The sequence below is a fragment of the Amycolatopsis lexingtonensis genome (assembly GCF_014873755.1).
Lineage (GTDB): Bacteria > Actinomycetota > Actinomycetes > Mycobacteriales > Pseudonocardiaceae > Amycolatopsis > Amycolatopsis lexingtonensis.
Map to the genome: position 1 here is coordinate 1,922,520 of NZ_JADBEG010000001.1, position 24,867 is coordinate 1,947,386.

At 73.4% G+C, this 24,867-nt stretch carries 14 protein-coding genes; 7 read left to right on the forward strand and 7 right to left on the reverse strand.

Features of this window, described 5'->3' with window-relative positions; genetic code table 11:
• Window positions 1-9 precede the first annotated feature (9 nt).
• Window positions 10-1,146, reverse strand: a complete 1,137-nt coding sequence (locus H4696_RS09030) for an FAD-dependent monooxygenase (RefSeq protein ID WP_086863389.1) — start codon at window positions 1,144-1,146, stop codon at window positions 10-12.
• Window positions 1,147-1,234: 88 nt separating this feature from the next.
• Here H4696_RS09030 and H4696_RS09035 point away from each other — a divergent pair, with 88 nt between their 5' ends.
• Window positions 1,235-1,930 carry a TetR family transcriptional regulator gene (locus tag H4696_RS09035; RefSeq protein ID WP_086863388.1) on the forward strand — a complete coding sequence of 232 codons (696 nt, stop codon included), beginning with the start codon at window positions 1,235-1,237 and terminating at the stop codon, window positions 1,928-1,930.
• 19 nt (window positions 1,931-1,949) lie between these two features.
• Here H4696_RS09035 and H4696_RS09040 read toward each other — a convergent pair whose 3' ends face one another.
• The 4 genes from H4696_RS09040 to H4696_RS09055 all read right to left on the reverse strand — a co-directional run bounded on the left by H4696_RS09040 (window position 1,950) and on the right by H4696_RS09055 (window position 7,940).
• A complete protein-coding gene (locus tag H4696_RS09040) occupies window positions 1,950-2,543 on the reverse strand; it encodes a hypothetical protein (protein ID WP_086863387.1) in 594 nt (197 codons plus the stop codon).
• 37 nt (window positions 2,544-2,580) lie between these two features.
• On the reverse strand, window positions 2,581-5,418 hold the full coding sequence (locus tag H4696_RS09045) for a glycoside hydrolase family 2 TIM barrel-domain containing protein (RefSeq protein ID WP_086863386.1): 2,838 nt from the start codon (window positions 5,416-5,418) through the stop codon (window positions 2,581-2,583).
• Window positions 5,419-5,509: 91 nt separating this feature from the next.
• Entirely contained in the window at window positions 5,510-6,517 is a 1,008-nt protein-coding gene (locus tag H4696_RS09050) for a LacI family DNA-binding transcriptional regulator (RefSeq protein ID WP_249027152.1), read from the reverse strand.
• 31 nt (window positions 6,518-6,548) lie between these two features.
• On the reverse strand, window positions 6,549-7,940 hold the full coding sequence (locus H4696_RS09055; protein ID WP_086863384.1) for an amino acid permease: 1,392 nt from the start codon (window positions 7,938-7,940) through the stop codon (window positions 6,549-6,551).
• A gap of 158 nt (window positions 7,941-8,098) precedes the next feature.
• On the opposite strand from H4696_RS09055, the gene H4696_RS09060 reads away from it, so the two are divergent.
• Complete coding sequence (locus tag H4696_RS09060) at window positions 8,099-9,004, forward strand: glutaminase (protein ID WP_086863383.1); 906 nt, start codon at window positions 8,099-8,101, stop codon at window positions 9,002-9,004.
• A 1-nt stretch (window position 9,005) separates the two neighbouring features.
• On the opposite strand, the gene H4696_RS09065 is transcribed toward H4696_RS09060, so the two are convergent.
• Together H4696_RS09065 and H4696_RS09070 are read right to left on the reverse strand one after the other, a co-directional pair.
• Entirely contained in the window at window positions 9,006-9,623 is a 618-nt protein-coding gene (locus H4696_RS09065; protein ID WP_086863382.1) for a helix-turn-helix transcriptional regulator, read from the reverse strand.
• Window positions 9,620-10,729: a threonine synthase gene (locus H4696_RS09070; RefSeq protein WP_086863381.1), complete on the reverse strand. Its 1,110-nt coding sequence runs from the start codon at window positions 10,727-10,729 to the stop codon at window positions 9,620-9,622. Before H4696_RS09070 ends, H4696_RS09065 begins: the two co-directional genes overlap by 4 nt.
• A gap of 767 nt (window positions 10,730-11,496) precedes the next feature.
• Here H4696_RS09070 and H4696_RS09075 point away from each other — a divergent pair.
• Genes H4696_RS09075 through H4696_RS09095 form a run of 5 tightly spaced genes read left to right on the forward strand, consistent with a single transcriptional unit; the run spans window position 11,497 to window position 24,830 of the window.
• Window positions 11,497-18,255, forward strand: a complete 6,759-nt coding sequence (locus H4696_RS09075; protein ID WP_192782187.1) for a type I polyketide synthase — start codon at window positions 11,497-11,499, stop codon at window positions 18,253-18,255.
• 5 nt (window positions 18,256-18,260) lie between these two features.
• Entirely contained in the window at window positions 18,261-22,559 is a 4,299-nt protein-coding gene (locus tag H4696_RS09080; protein ID WP_086859081.1) for a type I polyketide synthase, read from the forward strand.
• Entirely contained in the window at window positions 22,556-22,861 is a 306-nt protein-coding gene (locus tag H4696_RS09085) for an acyl carrier protein (RefSeq protein ID WP_086859080.1), read from the forward strand. Before H4696_RS09080 ends, H4696_RS09085 begins: the two co-directional genes overlap by 4 nt.
• A complete protein-coding gene (locus H4696_RS09090; protein WP_086859079.1) occupies window positions 22,858-23,664 on the forward strand; it encodes an alpha/beta fold hydrolase in 807 nt (268 codons plus the stop codon). The genes H4696_RS09085 and H4696_RS09090 overlap by 4 nt, the downstream gene beginning before the upstream one ends.
• Window positions 23,664-24,830: a glycosyltransferase gene (locus H4696_RS09095; RefSeq protein ID WP_086859078.1), complete on the forward strand. Its 1,167-nt coding sequence runs from the start codon at window positions 23,664-23,666 to the stop codon at window positions 24,828-24,830. Before H4696_RS09090 ends, H4696_RS09095 begins: the two co-directional genes overlap by 1 nt.
• Window positions 24,831-24,867 lie beyond the last annotated feature (37 nt).

The following is a 24,867-nucleotide window of genomic DNA, read 5'->3' on the forward strand; positions in this document are numbered from 1 at the left end:
ATCAGGGTGTCAAGCGGCGCGGGCCGGCACCAGCCGTCGCGCGGCCGTGACCAGGGGCAGCAGTCGGGTGCCGAAGTTGCGGACCGCGAGGCCGCCGCGCGTCGCCGGGACCAGCAGGGCCGCGGCCGTGGAGACATTGCGCTGCTTGGGTTCGACCAGCTTCCGGTGCGTGCTTTCGTACCGCCGGAACGCCGACGCCGCGTCGGCCGGGGTCCGGCCCAGCTCCTCGGCCAGGGTGTACGCGCCCGCCATCGCCAGCGTCGAACCGTCGCCGAACAACGACACGCACGACGCCGCGTCGCCGGCGAGCACGATCCGGCCCGACGACCAGCCGTCCAGGCGCACCCGGCTCACCGAGTCCAGGTACAGGTCGTCCGCCTCGCGCACGCGCTCGAGCAGCTCCGGCACACGCCAGCCGGCACCCTCGTACGCGTCGGCGAGCATGCGCTTGTGCAGCGCGGAGTCGCGGTGGTCGAACCCCGGCACGGCGCCCCCGCGGAACATGAACGCCGCGATGCCGCGGCCGCGTGACGGGTGGACCGCCAGCGCCCGGCCCGGCGAGTTGTACATGACGATCGACGTGGCGTCGGCCGGCGCTCCGGCTAGCGGGAGCGTCGCGATGTAGACGCCCATGTGCTCCACGAACGCTTGCTCCGGCCCGAACACCAGCCGCCGCACGTTCGAGTGCAGGCCGTCCGCGCCGATCACCAGGTCGAAGCGCCGCGCGGCACCGCGCTCGAACGTGACTTCGACGCCGCCGCCGTCCTGGTGCAGCCCGGTGATCGAGTCGTGGAAGACGAACTCGGCGTCCGCGCGGGCGGCTTCGTGCAGGATCGCCGCGAGGTCGGTGCGGGGCAGCTCGATGCCGCCGTCGCCGCCCAGCGCGACGCGGCCGGTGCGCCGTCCCGCGTCGTCGACGAACTTCAGCTCCGTCGCGTCGGTGCTCGCCTCGCGCAGCTTCGCGGTGATGCCCATCCGCTCGGCGACGCGCGACGCCGGCCCGCGCACGTCGACCGGGCTGCCGCTCGAACGCAGCCCGGCGGCGCGCTCGACCACGGTCGGCCGGAAGCCGGCACGGGCCAGCCAGTACGCCAGCGTCGGCCCGGCGACGCCCGCGCCGGAGATCAGTACGGTCTGCTCGGTCATGGTGGTACCCCCATCTGAGTCCTGACCATCGGTCAGTCTCGACCGTACGCTCCTGTCCAACGGTCAGGCAAGGGGCTAGGCTCGGGCGATGACCGACGACACCCGCGCCCGGATCCTGCGCGCCGCGCTCGAGGAGTTCTCCGAGCGCGGCTTCCACGTGACGTCGGTGCGGGAGCTGGCCGAACGCGTCGGCGTCACGAAAACCGCGGTGCTGTACCACTTCCCGGGCAAGGCCGACATCGTGACGGCGCTCGCCGAGCCGCTCCTGGACGACCTCGAAGCGGCGATGGCGAAGGCGGCGGACGCCCCCGACCCGCGCGCGGCGGCGATCGAAGGCCTCCTCGGCGTCTGGCTCGGGCACCGCTACCTGCTGCGGATGAACCTGCGGGACCTCGGGCTGACCGCGTCGACGGCGGTGTTCGAGCGCTTCCGCGACGGCATGCTCACGGCGAACCTCCTGGTGGCGGGCCCGGACGCGGACCTGGCCGGCCGCGTCCGCGCGGCACAGGCGATCGCGATGCTCAGCGACCCGGTGGTGCTGTTCGCCGACGCCCCGGTGGACGAGCTGCGCGCCGCGGTCCTCGACGGCGTCGACCGGCTGTACGCGGTGGCCGAGCCCGAAGACCGGCCCCGCGCCCGCCGCGGCCGACCGCCGGTGATGAGCCCGGAGACGATCGAAGCGGCCCGGCGACTCTACGACGCGGGCCACGCGCCGTCCGACATCGCGACGGCGCTGGGCGTCTCCCGCGCCACGATCTACCGGCACCTGCCCGGCGTCGAATAATGAGACGCATTAATGAGACTTATTGAGACGCGACCTCGATGGCGGGCAACGCCGCCAGCTGGGCGGGAGTCAGCTTGGCCGCCGCCTCGAAGACCTTCTGCTGGTGCTCCTTGATCCGCTCGTCCACAAACCGGCTCAGCTCGAAGGCCAGCCGCCCGGTCTGGCGGACCGTGACGTCGTCCACCAGCGGCCGCGCCGCCGACGTGATGACGATTCCCGAGGCCGCCCCGGCCGAGGATTGTGAGACGCCCACCGAGTAGGTCTCGCGCGGATTGACGGGCCCGTCGAGTGAGAAGTCCCGGAGCCGCTCGAGCAGCGCGTGCCACTCGGCGACCTCGCCTGGCACTCCGGTGGCCTCGACGTCGGCCACGGTCAGGCTCATGCCGCGGTCGCCGGTGCGGAAGCAGCGCGCGTAGGAGTTGAGCGCCGACACCCACAGCGCCTCGACGAGCACCGGATCCACGCGAGGGTGGGCCAGTTCCGCGACGAGCCGTTCGCAGCACTTGAGGGTGAACTGGAGGTCGTCGAAGATCGCGACGAGGTCGGCCAGGCCCAGTGCGCCGGGGGTGGCCAGCTGCCGGGCGCTCGAAGGGGTCGTCGTGGAAGCGGGCATCCTCCAACGACACCGCATCCGGGAGCGTCCCGGGGTCTCAATTTGCGACACCACCCGCCACGGGCCGCAGGGTCAGCGTGAACGACGTCTTCTGCGGCACCAGCCGGTACGGCGGCAGCACCCCGGGCCCGCACGCCGCGGTCCCGAGGCCGTGCTGGGCCACGTCCAGCGTCAAGTGCACCAGCGAACCGGACTCCAGCTCGTCCGTGTGCCGCGCCGTCTCCAGGGCCGCCGCCGTCCAGCGGCGGGCCGTGAAGTCGAACACCGGCTCGCCGTCGACGCGGATGCCGGTGCCGTCCGGGTCCGTCCAAGCCGCCCAGCGCACCGCCGTGCGGTTGCCGTTCTCCTGGGGGAAGACGTATGGCGTCTGCAGGCCGTCGACGCTGCTGGAGAACCGGCCGATCCGCACCGCCTGGCGGCTGTCCGGGTACGCCTCGCCGGGGCCGCCGCCGAACCACTCGGCCGAGCCGAACGTACCCGGGATCGCCATCGCCAGGCCGAGCCGGGGGAGCGTGTCCGGCACGGGACCGTCCGGGGTGACGTCGACGCGCAGCCGGAGGCCGCCGTCGAAGGCCGTCCAGGTGTAGTCCGCGAACAGGCCGAACGACCGCGCCGGCGGGGCGACCCGGGTGCGCACCACGAGTTCGTCCCCGTCGGCGTCGACCGCGATGATCCGGTGCTGCATCCGGTGCAGCCCGGCCTCGAGCCACATCGAAGCCTCCGACGGCCCGGGCGAGGAACCGCGGTCGTTGTCGGTGGTCGCGCGCCAGACGTCGAGCCGCGGGCCGCTGACCGGGTGCCCGCCGAGTGCCGTCAGCGCGCCCGTCACGGCGTCGAACTCGCCGGTGCCGAGGACGAGCTGCCCGGCCGTGCGGAACACCGGCCCGAGCACGGGCGGTACGGGACGCGCGGGGGCCGGCGACACCGGCAGCTGACCCCAGCCGACGACGTGCCCGGCGGGCGCCCACGCCGTCGCCGAAGCCAGCGACGCAGTGATGGTCAGCCAGGATTCACCGGCGGCGGTCGGCAACGAAGGCAGCGGAACGGAAACGCTCTGTCCGGAGTGGACAGTTGGAACATCGAGGACGCCTTGTGCGGCGGCGATTCCTTCGTCTTCGAGCACCCACGAGAACTTCAAGTGCTCGGTCGAGATGAAGTCGTAGTGGTTCGACACCCGGATACCGGCCGGATCGGCGTCGATCCGCACCGGCTCGATGATCTTCGCGAACTCCGTCATTCCCGGCGACGGCGTCCGGTCCGGGAAGAGCAGGCCGTCGATGACGAAGTTGCCGTCGTGGAGGGTCTCGCCGAAGTCCCCGCCGTAGGCGAAGTGGCCCGGGGCGGCGAGGCCGTGGTCGATCCATTCCCAGACGAACCCGCCCTGGCAGTTCGGGTACCGCTCGAACAGCTCCCGGTACTCCAGCAGCCCGCCCGGGCCGTTGCCCATCGCGTGCGCGTACTCGCAGAGGATGAACGGCAGGTCCCGGCGCCGCTCGTTGTCGTCCTCGCGGCGCCCGATCCGGTCGACTTCGTCCGGGGTCGCGTACATCCGGCTGTGGACGTCCACATAGGAGCAGTCGTGGTCGCCCTCGTAGTGCACCGGTCGCGTCGGGTCGCGGTGGCGCACCCAGTCCGCCATCCGCGCCAGGTTGTCCCCGGTGTGGCTTTCGTTGCCGAGCGACCACAGGATCACGCTGGGCCGGTTCTTGTCCCGCTCCACCGTGCGCCGCATCCGGTCCAGGTAGGCGTCCGTCCACATCGGCTCGGCGCTCGGGTTGCGCTCCCAGCCCAGCGGCCCGAAGCCGTGGGTCTCCAGGTCGCACTCGTCGATCACCCACAGGCCGTACTCGTCGCACAGCTCGAGGAACGCCGGGTCCGGCGGGTAGTGGCTGGTCCGGACGGCGTTGACGTGGTGCCGCTTCATCAGCAGGACGTCGGCCAGCGCCGTCTCCCGGGACACCACCCGCCCGGTGCGGGGGTCGTGCTCGTGGCGGTTCACCCCGCGCAGCAGCAGGCGCCGTCCGTTGACCTTGAGCTGACCGTCCTCGATGGACACCGTCCGGAAGCCGATCCGCACCGGCACCCGTTCGGCCGCGGTGGACAGCGTGCCCTCGTACAGGCGGGGTGTCTCGGCGCTCCACGGTTCGACCGGCAGCTCCAGCGGTTCGCCTGCCGGGTGTCCCACGACACCGAGCGAAGGGACGTCCAGCACGACGTCCGGGCCGGTGTCGACGCGGAGCGTGCCCAGCCCTGAGACGTGGTCGTAGTCCGCGCGGACCCAGTAGTCGCCGATGCCGCCGAGCGGCCGCGACAGCAGCGTGACCGACCGGAAGATCCCGGACAGCCACCACATGTCCTGGTCCTCGAGGTAGCTGCCCGCCGACCACTGGTGCACGCGCACCACCAGGACGTTGTCCCGGGGCAGCAGCAGCGGGCCGACCTCGAACTCCGACGGCAGCCGGCTGCCCTTCGTGACGCCGAGCTCGGTGCCGTTGAGCCAGATCCGGCCGCACGAGTCGATCCCGTCGAAGCGCAGCAGCGCGGACCCGGATGGCCAGTCCGCGGGCAGGTCGAAGCGCAGCCGGTGGTCGCCGGTCGGGTTGTCCGACGGGACGTGCGGCGGGTCGACCGGGAACGGGTAGTGGACGTTGGTGTACGCGGGCGCGCCGTGGCCGTGCAGCTGCCACAGCGACGGCACCGGCAGCTCGGCCCACCCGGAGTCGTCGGCGTCGAGCGGATCCGGGGCCGCCGCGACGCTGGGGGAGAGCCGGAACCGCCAGGTGCCGTTCAGCGACAGCGACGGCGCGTCGGAGGTGAAGGCCGCGCGCGGCGGTACCGAACCGTGGCCCGGGCCCGGGTCTTCGACGTACGACATGGAGTCCTCTCCGTCAGCGCCGTGAACGCTCCCGTGAACGTTCACGGGACGCCCGGAAGTCTGCGTGGCGCCGCGTCGGCGTGTCAAGGGATCAGGCGGATTCGCGCAGGTGGAGGGCGCCGCGGATGATCAGCTCGCCGGGCTCGAGGGGCGCGGCACCGGTCACGAGCCGGGCCGCCTGCTCGACGGCGAGAGCGCCGAGCGCGCGGGTGTCGATGGCGACGCTGGAGAGCTCCGGCTCGACGAGGGTGCCAAGCGCGAGCCCGTCGAAGCCGATCACCGCGAGATCGGCGGGCACGCGCAGGCCGAACCGGCGGGCCTCGCGCAGGGCGCCGATGGCGATGACGTCGTTGAAGGCGAACACGGCGGTGACGTCGGGGTGCGCGGCGAGCAGGGTGGCGAGCGCGGCACCCCCGCCGTCGACGCTCTGCGGAGCGCGCGCGATCCACCCGGGTGCCAGCGCGATGCCGTGCTCGGCGACGGCCCGCCGGAACCAGTGCTGGCGGATGCTCGGCTCGGGCCGGCCGTCGTGGTCGAGCATGCCGATCCGCCGGTGCCCGCGGCCGACCAGGTGCGCCACGGCCTCCCGGACGCCGTCCTCGCCGTCGATCGCGATGCCGCTGAATCGCGGGGCGCGCGGCTCCCGGCCGAGCAGCACCACCGGGATGCCGGGGGTGAACCGGTCGAGGTCCTCGTCGGACCGGCTGAAGTAGCCGACCACCGCGTCCACCTGGGTGCCGATCACCCGCAGCGTGGCCAGTTCCTGCTCCGCGTCGCCGGCGGTGTCGTAGACGACGACGTGCCAGCCGCGGGCCCGGGCCGCCTCCAGCGCGCCGGAGGCGACCTCGGTGAAGAAGGGGTTGAGCAGGTCCGGCACCACCAGCCCGATCGTGGTGGTGTCCTGCCGGACCAGGCCGCGGGCGAAGCGGCTGGGGCGGTACCCGAGCTCGCGGGCGGCGTCGAGCACGCGCTGCTTGGTCGAGCCGTCGATCTCGGCCTTGTCGTTCAGCGCCCGCGACACCGTCTGCCGGGACACCCCGGCCGAGCGGGCGACGTCGTGGATCGTCACCCGCCGGGGTTCGGTGCTGCTCGTGGACACCCGTCGAGTATGCCCGCCCGCGGCCGGGCCGCTACCCGAGCGGGGTGCGTTCCCGCCGCTTCGAGACGAAGCGCCAGCCCACCGCGAGCACCACGGCCAGCACCGGGATCGAGTAGAACGCGATCTTCTCGGCGCCGTCGGAGAAGCCCATCAGCACGACGACCAGCACCAGGAACGCCAGCGTCGCCCAGCCCGAGTACGGCGCCCACGGCATCCGGTACGACGGCCGTTCGACCTCGCCGCGCAGGGCGGCCTGGCGCAGGCGCAGCTGGCAGAAGACCAGCGTCGCCCACGTGGTGATCACGCCGAGCGAGGCGATCGCGATGGCGATGTCGAACGCGTCTTTGGGCACCAGGTAGTTCAGCACCACGCCGAGCAGGTAGGCGACCGAGGTGAACAGGATGCCGCCGTAGGGCACGTGGCGGCCGCTCATCCGGCTGACGAACGACGGCGCCTCGCCCTTCTCGGCCAGCGAGCGCAGGATCCGGCCGGTCGAGTAGAGCCCGGAGTTGACGCTGGACAGCGCCGCGGTGAGCACGACCGCGTTCATCACGTCGCCGATGCCCGGGATGCCCAGGCGCGAGAACACCGTGACGAACGGGCTCTCGTCGCCGTTGTAGAACGGCCAGGGCAGCAGCATCGCCAGCATCAGCACGGAGCCGACGTAGAACACGCCGATCCGCCACACCACGCCGTTGATCGCCTTCGGCAGCACCTTGCGGGCGTTCTTGGTCTCGCCGGCCGCGATGCCGACGACCTCGATGGCCGAGTAGGCGAAGATGACCGCCTGCAGCGTCATCAGCGCGATCCCGATGCCGGCCGGGAAGAGTCCACTGTGGCCGGTCAGGTTGTGCGGCCCGGCGGTGGTGCCGCCGATGTCCGCGCTGGTGAGCACGAGGCCGATCGCGGTGATCAGGAAGACGACGATGGCCAGCACCTTGACCACCGAGAACCAGAACTCGAGCTCCCCGAACAGCTTCACCGAAAGCAGGTTCACCGCGATCAGCACGCCGAGCGCGACCAGCGCGGTGATCCACTGCGGCACGTCCGGCAGCCACTTGTGCACGTAGATGGCCACGGCGGTGATCTCCGCGATGCCGGTCATCGCCCAGTTCACCCAGTACATCCAGCCGGAGACGAACCCGGCCCACGGGCCGATGAACTTCCGTGCGTAGGTGACGAAGCTGCCGGAGCTGGGCTCGTGCAGGACGAGTTCGCCGAGCGCGCGCATCACGAAGTAGGCGGCCACCCCGCAGATCGCGTAGGAGAAGATCAGCGACGGGCCGACCTGGTGCAGCTTGCCGCCGGCACCGAGGAAGAGCCCGACGCCGATCGCGCCGCCGATGGCGATCATCTGCACTTGGCGGTTGCCCAGCGCTTTCGAGTAGCTTTCACCTTTTTCGGTGAGGAGCGAGGAATCCATGGTCCACGGACGCTAGAGCTTGTGCGGCAAGTCACCAAGCGGACTAAGGAAGACTTAAGGTGTGCCGGAGATCACCGCACGTTTTTCCCGCTATTACCCGGTTTCGATTTGACAGGGGTGCCGCGCGCCCGGATCCGGGCGCCTTCTACGCTACGGCGGTGGACCTCGCGGCGCTGCTGGACCGGATCGCCGACGACGTCGCGTCCGACGTCGGCCGCGGCGCTGTCGCGGACTACATTCCCGCACTGGCCAGGGTCGAGCCGCGGCGGTTCGGCATGGCGGTGGCCGAAGTGGACGGTGCGCTGCACGGCGTCGGCGACTGGCGGCACCCGTTCTCCGTGCAGAGCATGTCCAAAGTGTTCACCCTCGCCTTGACGCTTTCCCGCGGCGACGGCGTGTGGGCGCGGGTCGGCCGCGAACCGTCGGGCGACCCGTTCAATTCGCTGGTGCAGCTGGAACACGAGGATGGCATCCCGCGCAACCCGTTCATCAACGCGGGCGCGCTGGTGGTGACCGACGAACTCGCGCGCCACGGCGACGCGGCGGAGGCGTTGCTCGCGTTCCTGCGGGAGGAGAGCGGCCGCCCCGAAATCGACGTCGACCCCGAGGTGGCGGCGTCGGAGGCGGGCCACGCCGACCGCAACCGCGCCCTCGCGTACTTCATGGCCTCCTACGGCAACATGCGCCACCCGGTGCCGTCGGTGCTCGACCAGTACGTCCGCCAGTGCTCGATCGCGATGAGCTGCGCGGACGTCGCCCGCTCGGCGTTGTTCCTGGCCCGCCACGGCGTCCGCAACGACGGGTCCCGCCTGCTCGGCCTGAGCGCGGCCAAGCGCATCAACGCGGTGATGCTGACGTGCGGCACCTACGACGCGGCGGGCGAGTTCGCCTACCGCGTCGGCCTCCCGGGCAAGAGCGGCGTGGGCGGCGGCATCGTCGCGATCGTCCCGGGCCGGTGCGCGGTGTGCGTGTGGAGCCCGGGTTTGGACGCACGCGGCAACTCCGTGGCGGGGGTGGCCGCGCTCGACCGGTTCACGACGCTGACCGGGTGGTCGGTCTTCTGAGTCAGCGCAGGTAGTTGTAGACGGTGGCGCGTGAGATCCCCAGCAGTTCCGTCAGCGCCGGCACCGCGTTCTTCAGCTCCAGGAACCCGCGCTCCTTCACCGACCGGACGAGGTCCTTCTTCGCCGCCGCCGGGAGGGTGCGCGGGGTGTGGCCGCGGTCGGCCGCGTAGGCCTCGACCAGGGTGCGGAGTTCGTCGGCGGTGCGGGCGCGCAGGGTTTCGGCCAGCGGGGCGGGTTCGGCGGTGGCGGCCAGGCGTGTCAGGGCGTGGGCCGCCGCGGCGAGCTGGGAGACGTCGAGGTTCAGGCACAGCGCGGCCACGTACTCGCCGGCGGAGTTGCGGATGCCGATCGACGTGCTCTTCGCCGGGCGGCCGTCCGGGAACCGGTTCGGGTAGTTCTGCAGCACGTCCGGGAAGCCCGGGTCGGCGATCCGCGCCAGGCCCAGCTCGGTGGCGGGGTCGCCGACGGCGCGACCGGACAGGGCGCCTTCGATCGCGCGGACGGCGTGGGCCGGGTCGCGCAGGTCGTGCAGCACCACTTCGCACAGGCCGGGGAACATCCGGCCGACGGCGTGGGCGATCTTCTCCGCCTCGCGCAGCAGCAGCTCGTCCTCGGTCATCCGAGCAGCTCCCGCAGCTTGTCGGCCGCCTTCAAGCCGGAGCCGGTGAGGACGACGACGGTGGTTTCGCCCGGCCGGATCGCGCCGCGGGCGCGGAAGACGTCGATGGCCGCGGCGGCGGTCGCGCTGGTCGGCTCGGCGTAGAGACCCATCGCCGCCAGGCGGCGGGCCGCGGCGGCGATGGCGTCCTCCTCGATCGCGGCCGTGTCGCCGCCGGAGCGGCGGATCGCCGCGACGACCTCCGGCAGCCGCACCGGCTGCCGGATGGCGGTGCCTTCGGCGACGGTCGGGGCGAACGGCGGCGGCTGCCGGTCGTGGACGGCGGCGTCGATGGGGGAGCAGTTCCGCGGTTGCGCGACGAGCAGCCGCGGCCGCCGCGTGATCGAGCCGGCGGCCAGCAGCTCGCCGAACCCGAGGTCGCAGCCCAGCACGATGCTGCCCGCGCCGGCCACCGTGACGACGGCGTCGGGCGCGCGGAAGCCGAGGTCTTCCCACAGCTCGTAGGCGAGGGTCTTGGTGCCCTGCAGGAAGAACGGGTGCCAGTTGTGGCTGGCGTAGGTCGTCGTGACCGAGCGCCGGACGGCCTCGGCGGCGGTGTCGTCCCGGCTGCCGGGCACCAGCTCGACGGTCGCGCCGTACGCGCGGGTCTGCAGGACCTTGGCGGGCGAGGTCCCCTCGGGGGCCAGGACGGTCGCCGCGATCCCGGCCGCGGCGCTGTAGGCCGCGACCGACGAGCCGCCGTTGCCGGAGCTGTCTTCCAGGAGTTCCTTCACCCCGGCGCCGGCCAGCGCGGAGACCATGACGCTGGTGCCGCGGTCCTTGAAGCTGCCGGTCGGGCTGAACCACTCGAGCTTGAACCGGACGTCGGCGTCGCCCCAGCGCCGCGGCACCAGCGGGGTACAGCCTTCGCCCAGCGAGACCGGCTGGAGGTCGCCGGGCAGCGCGGCCCGGTAGCGCCAGAGCGACCGGACCCCGGTGTCGACGTCGCCGGGGCCGAGCCCGGGCAGCGGGGCCACGGTGAGCGGGGCGCCGTCGTCGCCGCGCCACCGCAGCGGGTCACCCGGGTACCGCTTGCCCGAGCGGTCGTCGGTGTACCAGTAGTCCACAGTGCCTCCTTGCTGGACGATCAGTCCAAGCGTAGACGATATGTCCACTGTTACCGACGGGTATGCGAAATGTCTTCAGCTTTTCTCAGGGAAAATTTGTAACGCGGAGAGGGAAGATTGCGATCACTGCCGCTCGTCGGACGTCGGGTGGCGCACTGATGGTGTTCGCTCGAATACCGGTGGTCGTGCCGCGGCCGACGGTCCCGGAGGGTGGGTGCCTGATCGTGTGAGCACGGGGGATCCGGGTGGGCGTCGAATCCACAGTGGACCCCCGGTGGAGCGCGGAGGGGGTCGCGCATTCACGGGCGGATTCTTGTCAGCGCCCGTAAAGGTAATGACTAATGCTCGCTCGCGGCCGCATAATTGACGTCCAATGCGGTCGTCGAGAAGGGGATACCGGTCGGTCGGTATTACTTTCCCGATATACCGTGGTAGCAATGCCGAAACTTCCGACCCGCCGGACGGAGTGAGCCGGTGCGGGTAACCGCCCGGCGTCCACCAGGCGGGATGGGTTGCGCCGTCCGGCGGCGTAGGTCGGGTGGACCACCGCCGGGAACCGGTCCGGACGTCACGGCCGGCAATCCGGTCCCGCATCCCGGACGCGGAGAACATGACGGCGACGTTAAATTCTTGCGCTGACGGCCTGGTCCGTCTCGAATTTTCTGAACCGCGGCGATGAAATCGCGGTGGGTTGTTGACGACGTGGAGGGAACCCGCTTAAGTACTCCCCGTTACCCCTCACCCATTCGTGCGTAGCGGGAGTTTCCATGCGTCTGTCGAAAGACGACTCCGCGCCGGCCGGGCTGGTTGTCGCCGTGTCGCCGCTGCGATGGCCGTCGGCACGCGGGGTCGCCGCCGTCGCGCGCGGGGGCGGGCTCGGCGTGCTCGACCTGACCGCCGGGGACGCCGCCGGCGCGGAGGAGCTGGCGCTGCTGGGCGAATGGGGTGTCCCGGCGTTCGGGGTCCGGCTCGCGGGCCCGCCGCCGGGTGCGGAGCTGCCCGAAGCCGTCACCACGGTCCTGCTGACCGAAGACGCCGGGTGCACGGCACACGACTTCCCGGGCCGCCGGGTGCTCGCCGAGGTCACGTCCCGTTCGTCGGCCGCGCGGGTGGTCGACGCCGGGGCGCACGGCCTCATCGCGCGGGGTCACGAGTGCGGTGGCCGGACGGGTGAACTGAGCACGTTCGTGTTGCTGCAGGCCCTGCTCGCCGACGACGCGCCCGACGTCCCGGTGTGGGCCGCGGGCGGGATCGGGCCGCACACCGCCGCGGCCGCCATCGCCGGTGGCGCCGCCGGCGTCGTGCTCGATACGCAGCTCGCCCTGCTGCCCGAAGCCGAGCTGCCGGCTCGGCTCACCGCCGGCCTGACCGGGCTCGACGGCTCGGAAACGACCGTCGTCGACGGCGTCCGCGTGCTCGCGCGCCGGGGTGCCGAGCCGCTCGAAGCGGGACAGGACGTCTTCCTCGCCACCCGGTTCCGCGACCGCTGGGGCACGGTGACCGCGGCCGTCCGCGGCCTGGCCGACGCCGTCGAGACGGCGCTGCGCGGGGAAACGCCGGTGCTGGGCCCGGACAGCGCGGGCAGCCGCGCGCTCGGCACGGCGCTGCCGATCGCGCAGGGCCCGATGACCCGCGTCAGCGATCAGCCCGCGTTCGCCGCCGAGGTCGCGGCGGGCGGCGCGCTGCCGTTCATCGCGCTGGCCCTGTCCGGCGCGGACCAGACCCGGGACGTCCTGGAACGGACCCGCGAAACCGTCGGCGACGCGCCGTGGGGCGTCGGCGTGCTCGGGTTCGCCGCCGACGACGTCAAAGCCGCCCAGCTGGCGGTGATCCGCGAGCTGCGGCCGACCCACGCGATCATCGCGGGCGGGCGCCCGGCGCAGGCCGCGGTCCTGGAGGACGCCGGGATCTCGACGTTCCTGCACGTGCCCTCGCCCGGACTGCTGAAGCAGTTCCTCGAGGCCGGGGCGCGCAAGTTCGTCTTCGAAGGCTCGGAATGCGGTGGCCACGTCGGGCCGCGCACCAGCTTTCCGTTGTGGGAGGCGCAGCTCGGCGTCCTCGCCGACTTCCTCGCCACCACGCCGGATGCCGCCGCGGGGCTGCAGCTGCTGTTCGCCGGGGGCGTCCACGACGCGCGGTCGGCCGCGATGGTGGCCGCGCTCGCCGCGCCGGTGGCGGCGCGGGGTGCGGCGATCGGGCTGCTGATGGGCACCGCGTACCTGTTCACCCGCGAGGCCGTCGAGGCGGGCGCGGTGCTGCCGGGGTTCCAGCGGCAGCTGCTGGCCGCCCGGCACACCGACCTGCTGGAAACCGCGCCGGGCCACGCCACCCGCTGCGTCCGCAGCCCGTTCACCGCGGAGTACGCGGCGATCAAGGCGGACCTCGCCGAGCGCGGCGTGCCCAGCCGCGACGCGTGGGAACAGCTGGAGACGCTCAACGTCGGACGCCTCCGCCTGGCGAGCAAGGGCATCGAGCGCGTCGGCGCCGAGCTGCGTGACGTCGGCGAGGACCGGCAGCTCGCCGAAGGCATGTTCATGGCGGGCGAGGTCGCGGTGCTCCGCTCGGCCGTGACGACGATCGCCGACCTGCACCACGCCGTGGGGGCGGGCGCGGACGCCTTCCTGCGCGCGCGGGCCGCGGAGTTCGGGGCCACCGAACCGGAACCCGCCGCGCCCGAACCCCTCGACATCGCGATCGTCGGGATGGCGTGCCTGTTCCCGCAGGCCCCCGACCTGGCGTCGTTCTGGGCGAACGTGCTGTCCGGAGTGGACGCCGTCACGGAGGTCCCGCCGCAGCGCTGGGACACCTCGCTGTACTACGACCCGGACGGGCAGGGCGAGAAGACGCCGTCGCGCTGGGGCGGGTTCCTGCCCGAGATCGGCTTCGACCCGCTGCGCTACGGCATCCCGCCGTCGTCGCTGGCCAGCATCGAACCCGTGCAGCTGCTGGCGTTGGAGGCCGCGCACCGCGCGCTGGTGGACGCCGGCTACGAGAAGCGCGCGTTCGACCGCTCGCGGACGTCGGTGGTGTTCGGCGCCGAGGCGGGCAGCGACCTGTCGAACGCGATGAGCCTGCGGACCGTGCTGCCGTCCTATGTGGGCGAACTGCCGTCCGAACTGGACGAACGGCTGCCGCGGATCACCGAGGACTCGTTCCCCGGCGTGCTGGCCAACGTCATCGCCGGGCGGATCGCCAACCGGCTCGACCTCGGCGGGGCGAACTACACCGTCGACGCGGCCTGCGCGTCTTCGCTGACCGCTGTCGATGTAGCCTGCAAGGAGCTGACCGCGGGCACCAGCGACCTCGTCCTCTGCGGGGGCGCGGACCTGCACAACGGCATCAACGACTACCTCCTGTTCGCCTCGGCGCACGCCCTCTCGCCGACCGGGCGGTCGGCGACGTTCGACAGCGCGGCGGACGGCATCGCGCTCGGCGAAGGTGTCGCCTGCGTCGCGCTCAAGCGCCTGGCCGACGCCGAACGCGACGGCGACCGGGTCTACGCGGTGATCAAGGGCGTCGGTGCGGCGTCCGACGGCCGCGCGCTGGGGCTGACCGCGCCGCGGCCGGAAGGCCAGCACGCCGCACTGACCCGCGCCTATCGCAACGCCGGTGTCTCTCCCGCGCAGGTCGGACTGGTGGAGGCACACGGCACCGGGACCGTCGTCGGCGACCGGACCGAGCTGGCCACGCTGACGAAGGTGTTCACCGAGGCCGGGGCCGCCCCGGGCGGCTGCACGATCGGGTCGGTGAAGTCCCAGATCGGGCACACCAAATGCGCGGCGGGCCTTGCGGGGCTGATCAAGACCGCGCTCGCGCTGCACACCGGCGTCAAGCCGCCGACGCTGCACATCTCCGCGCCGAACCCGGCCTGGGACGCCGAGACCAGCCCGTTCGTGTTCCAGTCGGCGGCACAGCCGTGGACCGCGCCGGCCGCCGAGCGGATCGCCGGGGTCAGCGCGTTCGGCTTCGGCGGGACCAACTTCCACGTCGTGCTGGGTGCGCACGACAGCGTCCCACCGGTCCAGACCGCCGACGAGTGGCCCGCGGAACTGTTCACCTTCGCGACGGAGGCGGCGGCGCGGGACCTGCTGGCGCTGGCGTCGGACGTGCCGGCCGGGCACGAGCCGTGGCGGTTGCGGGACCTGGCGCTGAGCGCGTCGCGGCGGGCGGAGGGCCGGGTAGCGCGGCTCGCCGTGGTCGCGTCCACTGTGGACGAACTGGTTTCCCTGCTGCGCGACGCACTCGACGGGCGGGATCCGGCCGGGGTGTTCCGCGGCGACGGGACCGAACCGGGCGCGGTGGCGGTGCTGTTCCCCGGCCAGGGCAGCCAGCGGCCGGGCATGTTCGCCGAGCTGTTCGTCGCCTTCCCCGAACTGCAGCGGTACCTGCGCCTCGACCCGGCGACGGCCGGCGTCGTCTTCGGCCCGGCGGTGTTCGGCGAGCCCGCGCGCCGGGCGTCGGAGGACCGGGTCACCGACACCCGGGTCGCCCAGCCCGCGCTCGGCCTGGCCGGGCTCGCGGCGTTCCGGCTGCTGACCCGGGCCGGCGTGCGGCCCGCGATGCTGGGCGGGCACAGCTACGGCGAGCTGACCGCGCTGGCCGCGGCCGGCGTCTTCACACCCGAGGGACTGCTGTACGCGAGCCACGCCCGGGCGGGGTCGATCCTGGACGCGGTGCCCGCGGCGGACCCGGGCGCGATGGCGGCGGTGTCGGCGTCCGCGGCGGACGTCGAGTCGGTGCTCGGCGCGTCGCCGGTGGTACTGGCCAACCACAACTCGCCGAAGCAGACGGTGATTTCCGGGGCCACCGCGGACGTCTCGGCGGCGGTCGAGCGGCTGCGCGCCGCCGGACTGGGCGCGAAACGGATCCAGGTGGCGTGCGCGTTCCACAGCCCGCTGGTGGCGGGCGCGGGCGAGGCGTTCGGCCGCACGCTGGGCGCGATCGGCGTCGTGCGGCCCGCGGTCCCGGTGTACGGCAACCGGACGGCGGCGCCGTACCCGGCCGAACCGGACGAGATCCGCGGCGAGCTGGCCGCGCAGCTGGGCGCGCCGGTGCGGTTCGTCGAGCAGGTCGAGGCGATGTACGCGGCCGGCGCACGGGTGTTCGTCGAAGCGGGACCGGGCGCGGTGCTCGCCAAGCAGGTCGCCGCGATCCTCGGCGACCGTCCCCATCGGACGGTCGGCTTCGAGCAGCCGGGCCGCCGCGGCCTGCCGGGCTTCCTCGGCGCGCTGGCGCGGCTGGCGGTGTCCGGGGTGCCGGTCGAGACGGGCTGGCTGTTCCGCGGCCGCGACGCGGCCGACGCGGGCACGGCCCCGCGGCCGAAGCGTCCGGGGTGGACGGTCGACGGCCACCTGCTCCGCACCGCGGACGGCACGATCCCGGCGGGCGCGCTGCGACCGGCCTCACGGGTGACGCTGAGCCTGACCGCCGCGGCGGCACCGACGACGTCGTCTTCGGAGGAGATGGTCGCGGACTTCCTCCGGACGAGCCGCGAGATGATCGCCGCCCAGCGTGACGTCCTGCTCGGGTACCTCGGCAACGGCGAGCCTCAGGTCGTGGTGCCGGAGCGCCCCAATGTGGCGTTGGTTGCGTCTGACGCACCCAATGTGGCGTTCGGTGCGTCTGACGCACCGAACGCCACATTGGGGCGCTCGGTGCTCGAGACCGTGGTCGCGGTGATCGGCGAGCGGACCGGGTATCCGGTGGAGATGATCGAGCCGGATCTCGATCTCGAAGCCGACTTGAGCGTCGACTCCATCAAGCGCGCGGAGATCGCGGGCGAGCTGGCCGCGCGGCTGGGGCTGACCGGCGGTGACGTCGAGGAGTTCGCCAAGGCCCGCACGGCGGCGGCGATCGCCGACCTGGTCGGGACGCCGCAACCGTCCGCCCCCGGTACGTCCGTGCTGGAGACCGTGGTCGCGGTGATCGGCGAGCGGACCGGCTACCCGGTGGACATGATCGAGCCGGACCTCGACCTCGAAGCCGACCTGAGCGTCGACTCCATCAAACGGGCCGAGATCGCCGGAGAGCTGACCATCCGCCTGGGCACCGGCGACGTCGAGGAGCTGGCCAAGGCCCGGACCGCGGCGGGGATCGCCGAGCTGCTGGGCACCGGCGAGACGGGCCGTGACGAACCGCTGCCGGTCGTGGGCGAGCCCGAACCCGTGATCGTCGCGCCGAAGCGGTACGTCATGACCGAGGTAGAACTCGCCCCCGCCGCCACCCTCGACATCGCGGGCCACCGGTTCCTGGTCGTCGGCTCCGGCGCGTTCGCCGACGGCGTCCGGGGAGAACTCGAGACCCACGGCGCGGAGGCCGAGACCGGCGAAGAGGTGCGCCCGGGCTTCGACGGGTACCTGTTCCTCGACGCCGTCCTGCCCACCGCCTTCCCGCGCTACCAGGACGCCCTCGCCGGGCACCCCCGGTGGCTGCTCAGCGCCGGACCGGCCGAGGGGCTCCGCGGTTTCCACCGCGCCGTCGCCCGCGAGTACCCGGACACGCTCAGCCGGGTCGTCGAAGGCGCGGACGCCGCCGGGCTCGTCGCCGAACTGTCCACACCGGACCGCGAGCCGGTCGTCGTCCGCCGTGGGAACGCCCGGCACGGCATCGAACCCACCGAGGAAGGTCTCGGCCTGCTCGCCGGCAGCGGCGCGGGACCCGCGGGTGACGGCGTGGCCGAAGCCGCCGCCATCGGGCTGGACCGCGAGTCGGTCGTCCTCCTCGTCGGCGGGGCCAAGGGCATCACCGCCCGCTTCGCCCGGACGCTCGCGGCCACGGCGCGGTGCCGGATCGAGCTGCTCGGCCGGACGGCCTTGGCCGCGGAAGACGAGTACCCGCAGGCGAAAGACGCCCAAGAACTCCGCGCCGCCCTCATTTCCGCCGGCCTGAAGAACCCCGCCGAGATCGAGCGGGCCGTCCGGCGGATCACCGGCGAGCGCGAGGTCCGGACCACCCTCGCCGAGCTCGAAGCCCTCGGCAGCCCGGTGCGCTACCAGTCCGTCGACATCCTCGACTCCGAAGCCGTCCACCGCGCGGTCAAGGAGATCCACGCCGAGCACGGACGGCTCGACGGGATCGTCTACGCCGCCGGCGTCATCGAGGACAAGCTCGTCGCGGACAAGACCCCGGAGTCCTTCGCCCGCGTCTACAGCACCAAGGCAGAGGGCGCCCGGACCCTGCTCGAAGCGACCGCCGACCTGCCCGACGAGCCGAAGTTCGTCGTCCTGTTCGGCAGCATCGCCGCCGCGCTCGGCAACCGGGGCCAGGCCGACTACGCCGCCGCCAACGACGCACTCGAAAGCCTCGGGCGGCGGTGGCCCGCCGGGCGGGCGGTGACCGTCCACTGGGGACCGTGGGCCCCGGCCGGCGAGCACGACGGGATGGTCACGCGGGAGCTCATGCGCGACTACGCCCGCCGCGGCATCGCGCTGATCGACCCCGAGGAAGGCGCCCTCGGCCTGCTGCGCGAGCTGGCCTGGGGCCGCGCCGGCACCGCCGCCGTCGTCCACACCGCTTCGGGGTGGTGACCGGGATGCGCGTGGCGATCGTGGGCATGTCGGTGCTGCTGCCCGGGGCCCAGGACCTGGCGTCGTACTGGCGCAACCTCGTCGGCGGCGTCGACGCCATCACCGAAGTGCCCGCGGAGAAGTGGGACATCGCGCACTACGCGCCGGACGAGCGGCGGGCCGACCGGGTCTACTGCCGCCGCGGCGGGTTCGTCGACGAACTGGCCGAAGTGGACGTCGCCGGGTTCGGCATCATGCCCACCTCGGTGCCCGCCACCGAACCCGACCAGCTGATCGCGCTGCGGGTCGCGGCACAGGCGCTAGCCGACGCCGGCGGCCCGGACCGCCTGCCCGCGGACCGGGCGAAGGTCGGCGTCGTGCTCGGCCGCGGCGGCTACCTGACCCCGGGGCTCGTCCGGCTCGACCAGCGCGTCCGCACCGCCACCCAGCTCGTCCGCACGCTCGGCGAGCTGCTGCCGGACCTCGACCCGGCGAGCCTGGACGCCGTCCGGGCGGCCTTCACCGACCAGCTCGGCCCGGAAGCGCCGGAGTCCGCGATCGGGCTGGTGCCCAACCTCGCGGCGTCGCGGCTGGCCAACCGCCTCGACCTGCGCGGCCCGGCCTACACCGTGGACGCCGCGTGCGCGTCCTCGCTGATCGCCGTCGACCACGCCGTGCGCGAACTCGCGAGCGGACGCTGCGACGTCGTCCTCGCCGGCGGCGTGCACCACTGCCACGACATCACCTTCTGGAGCGTGTTCACCCAGCTCGGCGCGCTGTCGCCGACCGAGCGCATCCGGCCGTTCCACCGCGACGCCGACGGCGTGCTCATCGGCGAAGGCACCGGCGTCGTCGTGCTCAAGCGCCTCGCCGACGCCGAACGCGACGGCGACCGCGTCTACGCTGTGATCACCGGGACCGGCGTCGCTTCCGACGGGCGGACCGCGAGCCTCGCGAACCCCGACTCCGGCGGCCAGGTCCGCGCGGTCCGCCAGGCGTGGACCGCGGCCGGGCTCGACCCCGCCGCACCGGACTCGCTCGGCCTCCTGGAAGCCCACGGCACCGCGACCCCGGCCGGCGACACGGCCGAGCTGGCCACCCTCGCGGAGGTGTTCGGCACGCGCGGCGAAGCGGTCCTCGGCTCGGTCAAGTCGATGATCGGGCACACCATGCCCGCGGCCGGCATCGCCGGGCTGGTCAAGGCCGCGCTGGCCGTGCACCACGGCGTCCTGCTGCCCACGCTGCACTGCGACGACCCGCACCCCGGCCTCGCGCGGACCCGGTTTTCCACCTTGGACACCGCGAAGGACTGGGACGCGGCCGTGCGCCGGGCCGGGGTCAACGCGTTCGGGTTCGGCGGGATCAACGCCCACGTCGTGCTGGAACAGGCCCCGGGGCGCCCACGACCCGCAGCGGTCGTGCGGGAACCCGAGCGGGTGCTGCGCCTGGCCGCCCGCACCGTCGAGGAACTGCGGGACCTGCTCGAGAAGCCCGGAACATCGTCGACCGGCGACGGGCCGGTCCGCCTCGGCGTCGTCGACCCGACGGAGAAACGCCTGGCACTGGCCAGGAAGGTGCTCGCCCGCGGCCGGGCCTGGCGGGGCCGCAACGACGTCTGGTTCGCCGATCGCCCGCTGCTCGGCCCGGGCGGCGGGAAGGTCGCGTTCGTCTTCCCCGGCCTGGAATCCGAACTCGCGCTGAACTGCGGTGACGTCGCCCGCCACTTCGGGCTGCCGTGGCAGCACGCGGACGTCGAAGTCGGCGACGTCGGCCGCCAGGGCACCGCGGTGTTCGAGCTGGGCCGGCTGCTGCACGCCGCGCTCGGCCGCCTCGGCGTCGTCCCGGACGCGGTCGCCGGGCACAGCCTGGGGGAGTGGACGGCGATGGCCGTCGCCGGCGTGCACGCCGAGGCGGAGGTCGACGCGTTCCTCGCCGGCTTCGACCCCGACGCGCTCGTCGTCCCCGGCCTCGCCTTCGCCGCGATCGGCGCGCCCGCGCCGAAGGTGACCGAGGAGCTGGCCGGGCGCATGGACGTCGTGCTCTCCCACGACAACTCGCCCAACCAGGCCATGATCTGCGGTCCGGCCGCCGCCGTGGCCGCGCTCGTCACGCGCTTCCGCGACGCCGGGATCGTCGCGCAGGTGCTGCCGTTCCGGTCCGGGTTCCACACGCCGATGCTGCGGCCCTACCTCGGCCCGATCCGCGACGCGGCCGCCCGGTTCACCCTGCACCCGCCGCGGCTGCCGATCTGGTCGGCGACGACGGTCGCGGAGTACCCGGCCGCCGAAGCGGACGTCCGCGAGCTGTTCGTGCGGCACCTGCTGGAGCCGGTCCGGTTCCGGCCGCTCGTGCGGGCGCTGCACGCCGCCGGGTTCCGTGCGTTCGTCCAGGTCGGCGCGGGCCAGCTCGGCTCGCTGGTCGGCGACACCCTGCACGGCGAGGAACACCTGGTCGTGGCGGCGCACTCGGCGCACCGGCCCGGGCTCGCGCAGTTGCGCCGGGTCGCGACGGCGTTGTGGGCCGACGGCGCCGACATCGACTTCACCCGGCTGCCCGGCGAACGCCCTTTGCCGCCCAAGGCGGTCAAGCTGGACCTCGGCGGCCGCCTGATCTCCCTCGACGAGGGGGTTCGCGCCCGCATCGCGCTCCCGGCGGCCCGCCGGTCCACTGTGGACGACCTGGCCGGGAAGGGCCCGCTCGCCGCGGAACTCGCCGCCCTGCTCACCGACACGGCCGAGCTGGCGTCCACCGCACTCGCCGGGGCGTCGCTTTCACGTGAAAGCGACCACCTGGGGCGTAGCTTTCACGTGAAAGCTCCGGTCGAGCTGGACACCACCCTCGAGGTGTCGGTCGAGGCGATGCCGTACCTGCTGGACCACTGCTTTTTCAAGCAGCCGCCGGGCGCCGATCCGGGTGACCGCTGGCCGGTCGTGCCCGCCACGACGGTGATCGACCACCTGATGGGCTACGCCGAGCAGGCCGCGCCCGGCCGCCGCGCGGTCGCGGTGCACGACGTCCGGCTCACCCAGTGGATCACCGCGGTCCCGGCGGTCACCGTCGGCGTCCGGGTCCGCCCGCACGGCCCCGGCCGGGTCCTCGCCGCACTCGACGGCTACTCCCAGGCCGTCGTGGAGCTTGCCCAGTCGTACCCGGCCGACGCGCCGGCGCCGTGGCGCTTCCCGGCGGAAACGGAGCAGGTCCCGGAAACGACGGCCGCCGAGCTGTACGCCGACCGGTGGATGTTCCACGGCCCGCGCTTCCAGGGCGTCACCGAGCTGACCGCCGTCGGCGAGCGGCACGTCCGGGCGGTGCTGACCACGCCCGCCGCGCCCGGCGCGCTGCTCGACAACGTCGGCCAGGTGCTCGGCTACTGGATCATGTCCCGGCTGGCCGAACGCACCACCGTCTTCCCCGTCGCGGTCCGCGAAATCCGGTTCCACGGCCCGCACCCGGCGGCGGGGGAGCGCCTGGAGTGCCTGGTCAAGATCACCGGGCTGACCGGTGAGTTCCTCGACGCCGACATGCAGCTGGTCCACAACGGACAGGTGTGGGCCGAGTTCACCGGCTGGCGCGACCGCCGCTTCGACAGCACCCCGCACATCCGCCAGGCCGACCGGACGCCCGAGCGCTCGACGCTGTCGGTCGAGCAGCCGGGCGGCTGGGCGCTGGTGCACGAGCAGTGGCCGGACCTGGCCACCCGCGAGCTGATCATGCGCAACTACCTCGCCGGCGCCGAACGCGACGACTACGGAAACCGGCCGCCACGCGGGCGAAGGCAGTGGCTGCTCGGCCGGATCGCCGCGAAGGACGCCGTCCGCCAGTTCCTCTGGACGCGCGGCGAGTCCGAGATGTTCCCGGCGGAGCTGCGCATCGGCAACGACGGCGCCGGGCGCCCGTTCGTGACCGGCGCCTACGGCCGGGAGCTGCCGCCGCTGACGATCTCGGTGGCGCACCGGGCCGAAGCGGGCGTGGCGATCGCCCGGCCGTGGCCGTGCGGCATCGACGTCGAAGAGGTCGGGACGCGGCGGGAATCCACTGTGGACGCCGCGCTGGGTGCGGCCGAGCAGGCGCTGTTCGCGGGCCTGCCCGGCGATCCGGAACGGTGGTTCGCCCGGTTCTGGACGGCGAAGGAAGCCGTCGCGAAGCTGCTCGGGACCGGCCTGCGCGGCGAGCCCCGTGACTTCGAGGTCGTCGCGGCCGCACCGGCGGAACTCACCGTCCGCGCCGCCGGGCGGGACCACCTCGTCCACTGCGCCGACGCCGACCGGCCGCCGCGCCGCTACGTCGTCGCCTGGACCGAAGAGACGAAGGAGACAGCCGGATGAGCGTCGAGACCACGGCCACGGACGAGGAGACCGTCCTCGCGCAGATCGCGGGGATGCTCCGGGACCTGCTGGAAGAGTACGGCCTGGACGATGCCGAGATCACGATGGAGACGACGTTCCACGACGACCTCGAACTCGAGAGCGTCGACCTGGTGGCGCTGTCCGGGCAGCTGCGCGAGCACTACGGCGACCGCGTCAACTTCGCGACTTTCATCGCCGAGCGCGACCTGGACGAGATCATCGCGCTGACGGTCGGCGAGCTCGTCCGCCACACCGTCGCCTCGCTGCGGGCGACGGCGTGAGCCGGATCCGGGCGGGCGAGCTGGACGTGCACGTCCAGCGGCTCGCGGCCGAGGCCCCGCTCGACGGGGACGCGCCGCTCGTGGTGTGCGTCCACGGCCTGCTCACCGACAGCCTCGCCAGCTACTACTTCACGCTCGGCCCGGCGCTGGCCGCGCGCGGGCTCGACGTCCTGATGTACGACCTGCGGGGCCACGGCCGCACCACGCGCCCGGCGTCGGGCTACCGGCTGGACCAGTTCGTCGACGACCTCGTCGCCGTCCTCGACGCCTGCGGTGCGACGCGGCCGGTGCACGTCGTCGGCAACTCGTTCGGCGCTTCGGTGGCGTTCGGCCTGGCCGCCGCCCGGCCGGACCGCGTCGCGAGTGTCATCGCGATCGAGGGCGAACCACCCACGTCGGCGTGGACGCAGCACATGGCGGACGGCCTCGCGGACGCCAAGACCCGGCTGGCGCTCGACGAGGTCATCGGCTGGATCGCGGACAACCACGGCGCGCACACCGCGCGGCTGTCGAAGGCCGCGCACCGGATCCTGGAGACCACCACGATCGCCGAGGACGTCCCGCGCAGCGCGACCATCGCGGCGGACCTGTCGGCCGTGCGCTGCCCGGTGTTCGCCATCTTCGGCGGCGACTCCGGCCTCGCCGCCCAGGTCCCGGACTTCGAGGCGAACCTGGCGCGGTGCCGGTGCGCGGTGCTGCCCGACCAGGGCCATTCGGTGCTGGTCGAGCGGACCGCCGAGGTGATCGACCTGGTCTTCGAGTGGGTCCGCGACACCTCGCGCGCCCCGGCGCGGGTGCGGTAGTGGCCCGGTTCCTGTTCGTCGTCCCGCCGCTGGTCGGGCACGTGAACCCGGCGGCGGGCGTGGCGGGCGAGCTGACCGCCCGCGGCCACGAGGTCGCCTGGGCGGGCCACGACGAGCTGCTGTGGCGGCTGGCCGGCCCCGACGCGCTCGTGTTCCCGTGCGCGTTGCCCCCGGAGGTCCCCGAGCGGCCGCCGGACCTCAAGGGGCCCGCCGCGCTGCGGTTCCTCTGGCAGGACTTCCTCGTCCCGCTGGCCGACACGATGGCGCCCGGGGTGACCACCGCCCTCGACGCGTTCTCCCCGCACGTCGTGGTCGCCGACCAGCAGGCACTGGCCGGCGGGCTGCTCGCCGAAGCGCACGGCCTGCCGTGGGTCACCTCGGCGACGACGTCGGCGGAACTGGTCGATCCACTGGCCGGGATGCCGAAGGTCGCGGACTGGGTCGGCGAGCTGCTGGCCGGCCTGCGCGCCCGCATCGCCGGCGACCGCGGCAGGGCCGATCCCCGGTTCTCCCCGCACGGCGTGCTCGCCTTCACCACCCGCGAACTGCTCGGCGCGGCCGCGCTGCCGCCGCGGGTCCGGCTGGTCGGCCCGGCCCTCGGCGCGCGGCCGTCCACAAGCGACTTTCCGTGGGAGTGGCTCGACCCGCTGCGCCCGACCGTGCTCGTCTCCCTGGGCACCGCGAACACCGGTACGGGCGCGGAATTCCTGGCGGCGACGGCGGAGGCGTTCGCCGGCCTGCCCGCCCGCGCGGTGATCGTGGACCCGGGCGGCGTGCTCGGCCCGGTCCCGCCGAACGTCCTCGTGCGGCCTTCGGTCCCGCAGCTGCCGTTGCTCGCGCGGGTGGACGCGGTGCTCTGCCACGCGGGCCACAACACGGTGTGCGAGGCGCTGTGGCACGGCCTGCCGCTGGTGGTCGCCCCGATCCGCGACGACCAGCCGATCGTGGCGGCCCAGGTGGTCGCCGCGGGCGCGGGCATCCGCCTGCGCTTCGGCCGCGTGAACCGCGACCGGATCGTCACGGCGCTCGAAGAGGTGCTGACGGAACCGTCGTACCGGCGCGCGGCCGAGGTGGTGGCGGCTTCGTTCCGCGCGGCGGGCGGCAGCGCCGCGGCGGCCGGGCACCTGGAGCAGCTCGCGCTGGAAAGCCTGCTGCCGGAAACTTGATGTTTACCGGGAAAAATCACCCGGGCTACCGTGCCGG

Coding starts and splice junctions, on each gene's coding strand:
- H4696_RS09030 (WP_086863389.1), bottom strand. CDS start 1,146: ATGACCGAGCAGACCGTACTGATCTCCGGCGCGGGCGTCGCCGGGCCG.
- H4696_RS09035 (WP_086863388.1), top strand. CDS start 1,235: ATGACCGACGACACCCGCGCCCGGATCCTGCGCGCCGCGCTCGAGGAG.
- H4696_RS09040 (WP_086863387.1), bottom strand. CDS start 2,543: ATGCCCGCTTCCACGACGACCCCTTCGAGCGCCCGGCAGCTGGCCACC.
- H4696_RS09045 (WP_086863386.1), bottom strand. CDS start 5,418: ATGTCGTACGTCGAAGACCCGGGCCCGGGCCACGGTTCGGTACCGCCG.
- H4696_RS09055 (WP_086863384.1), bottom strand. CDS start 7,940: ATGGATTCCTCGCTCCTCACCGAAAAAGGTGAAAGCTACTCGAAAGCG.
- H4696_RS09065 (WP_086863382.1), bottom strand. CDS start 9,623: ATGACCGAGGACGAGCTGCTGCTGCGCGAGGCGGAGAAGATCGCCCAC.
- H4696_RS09075 (WP_192782187.1), top strand. CDS start 11,497: ATGCGTCTGTCGAAAGACGACTCCGCGCCGGCCGGGCTGGTTGTCGCC.
- H4696_RS09080 (WP_086859081.1), top strand. CDS start 18,261: ATGCGCGTGGCGATCGTGGGCATGTCGGTGCTGCTGCCCGGGGCCCAG.
- H4696_RS09085 (WP_086859080.1), top strand. CDS start 22,556: ATGAGCGTCGAGACCACGGCCACGGACGAGGAGACCGTCCTCGCGCAG.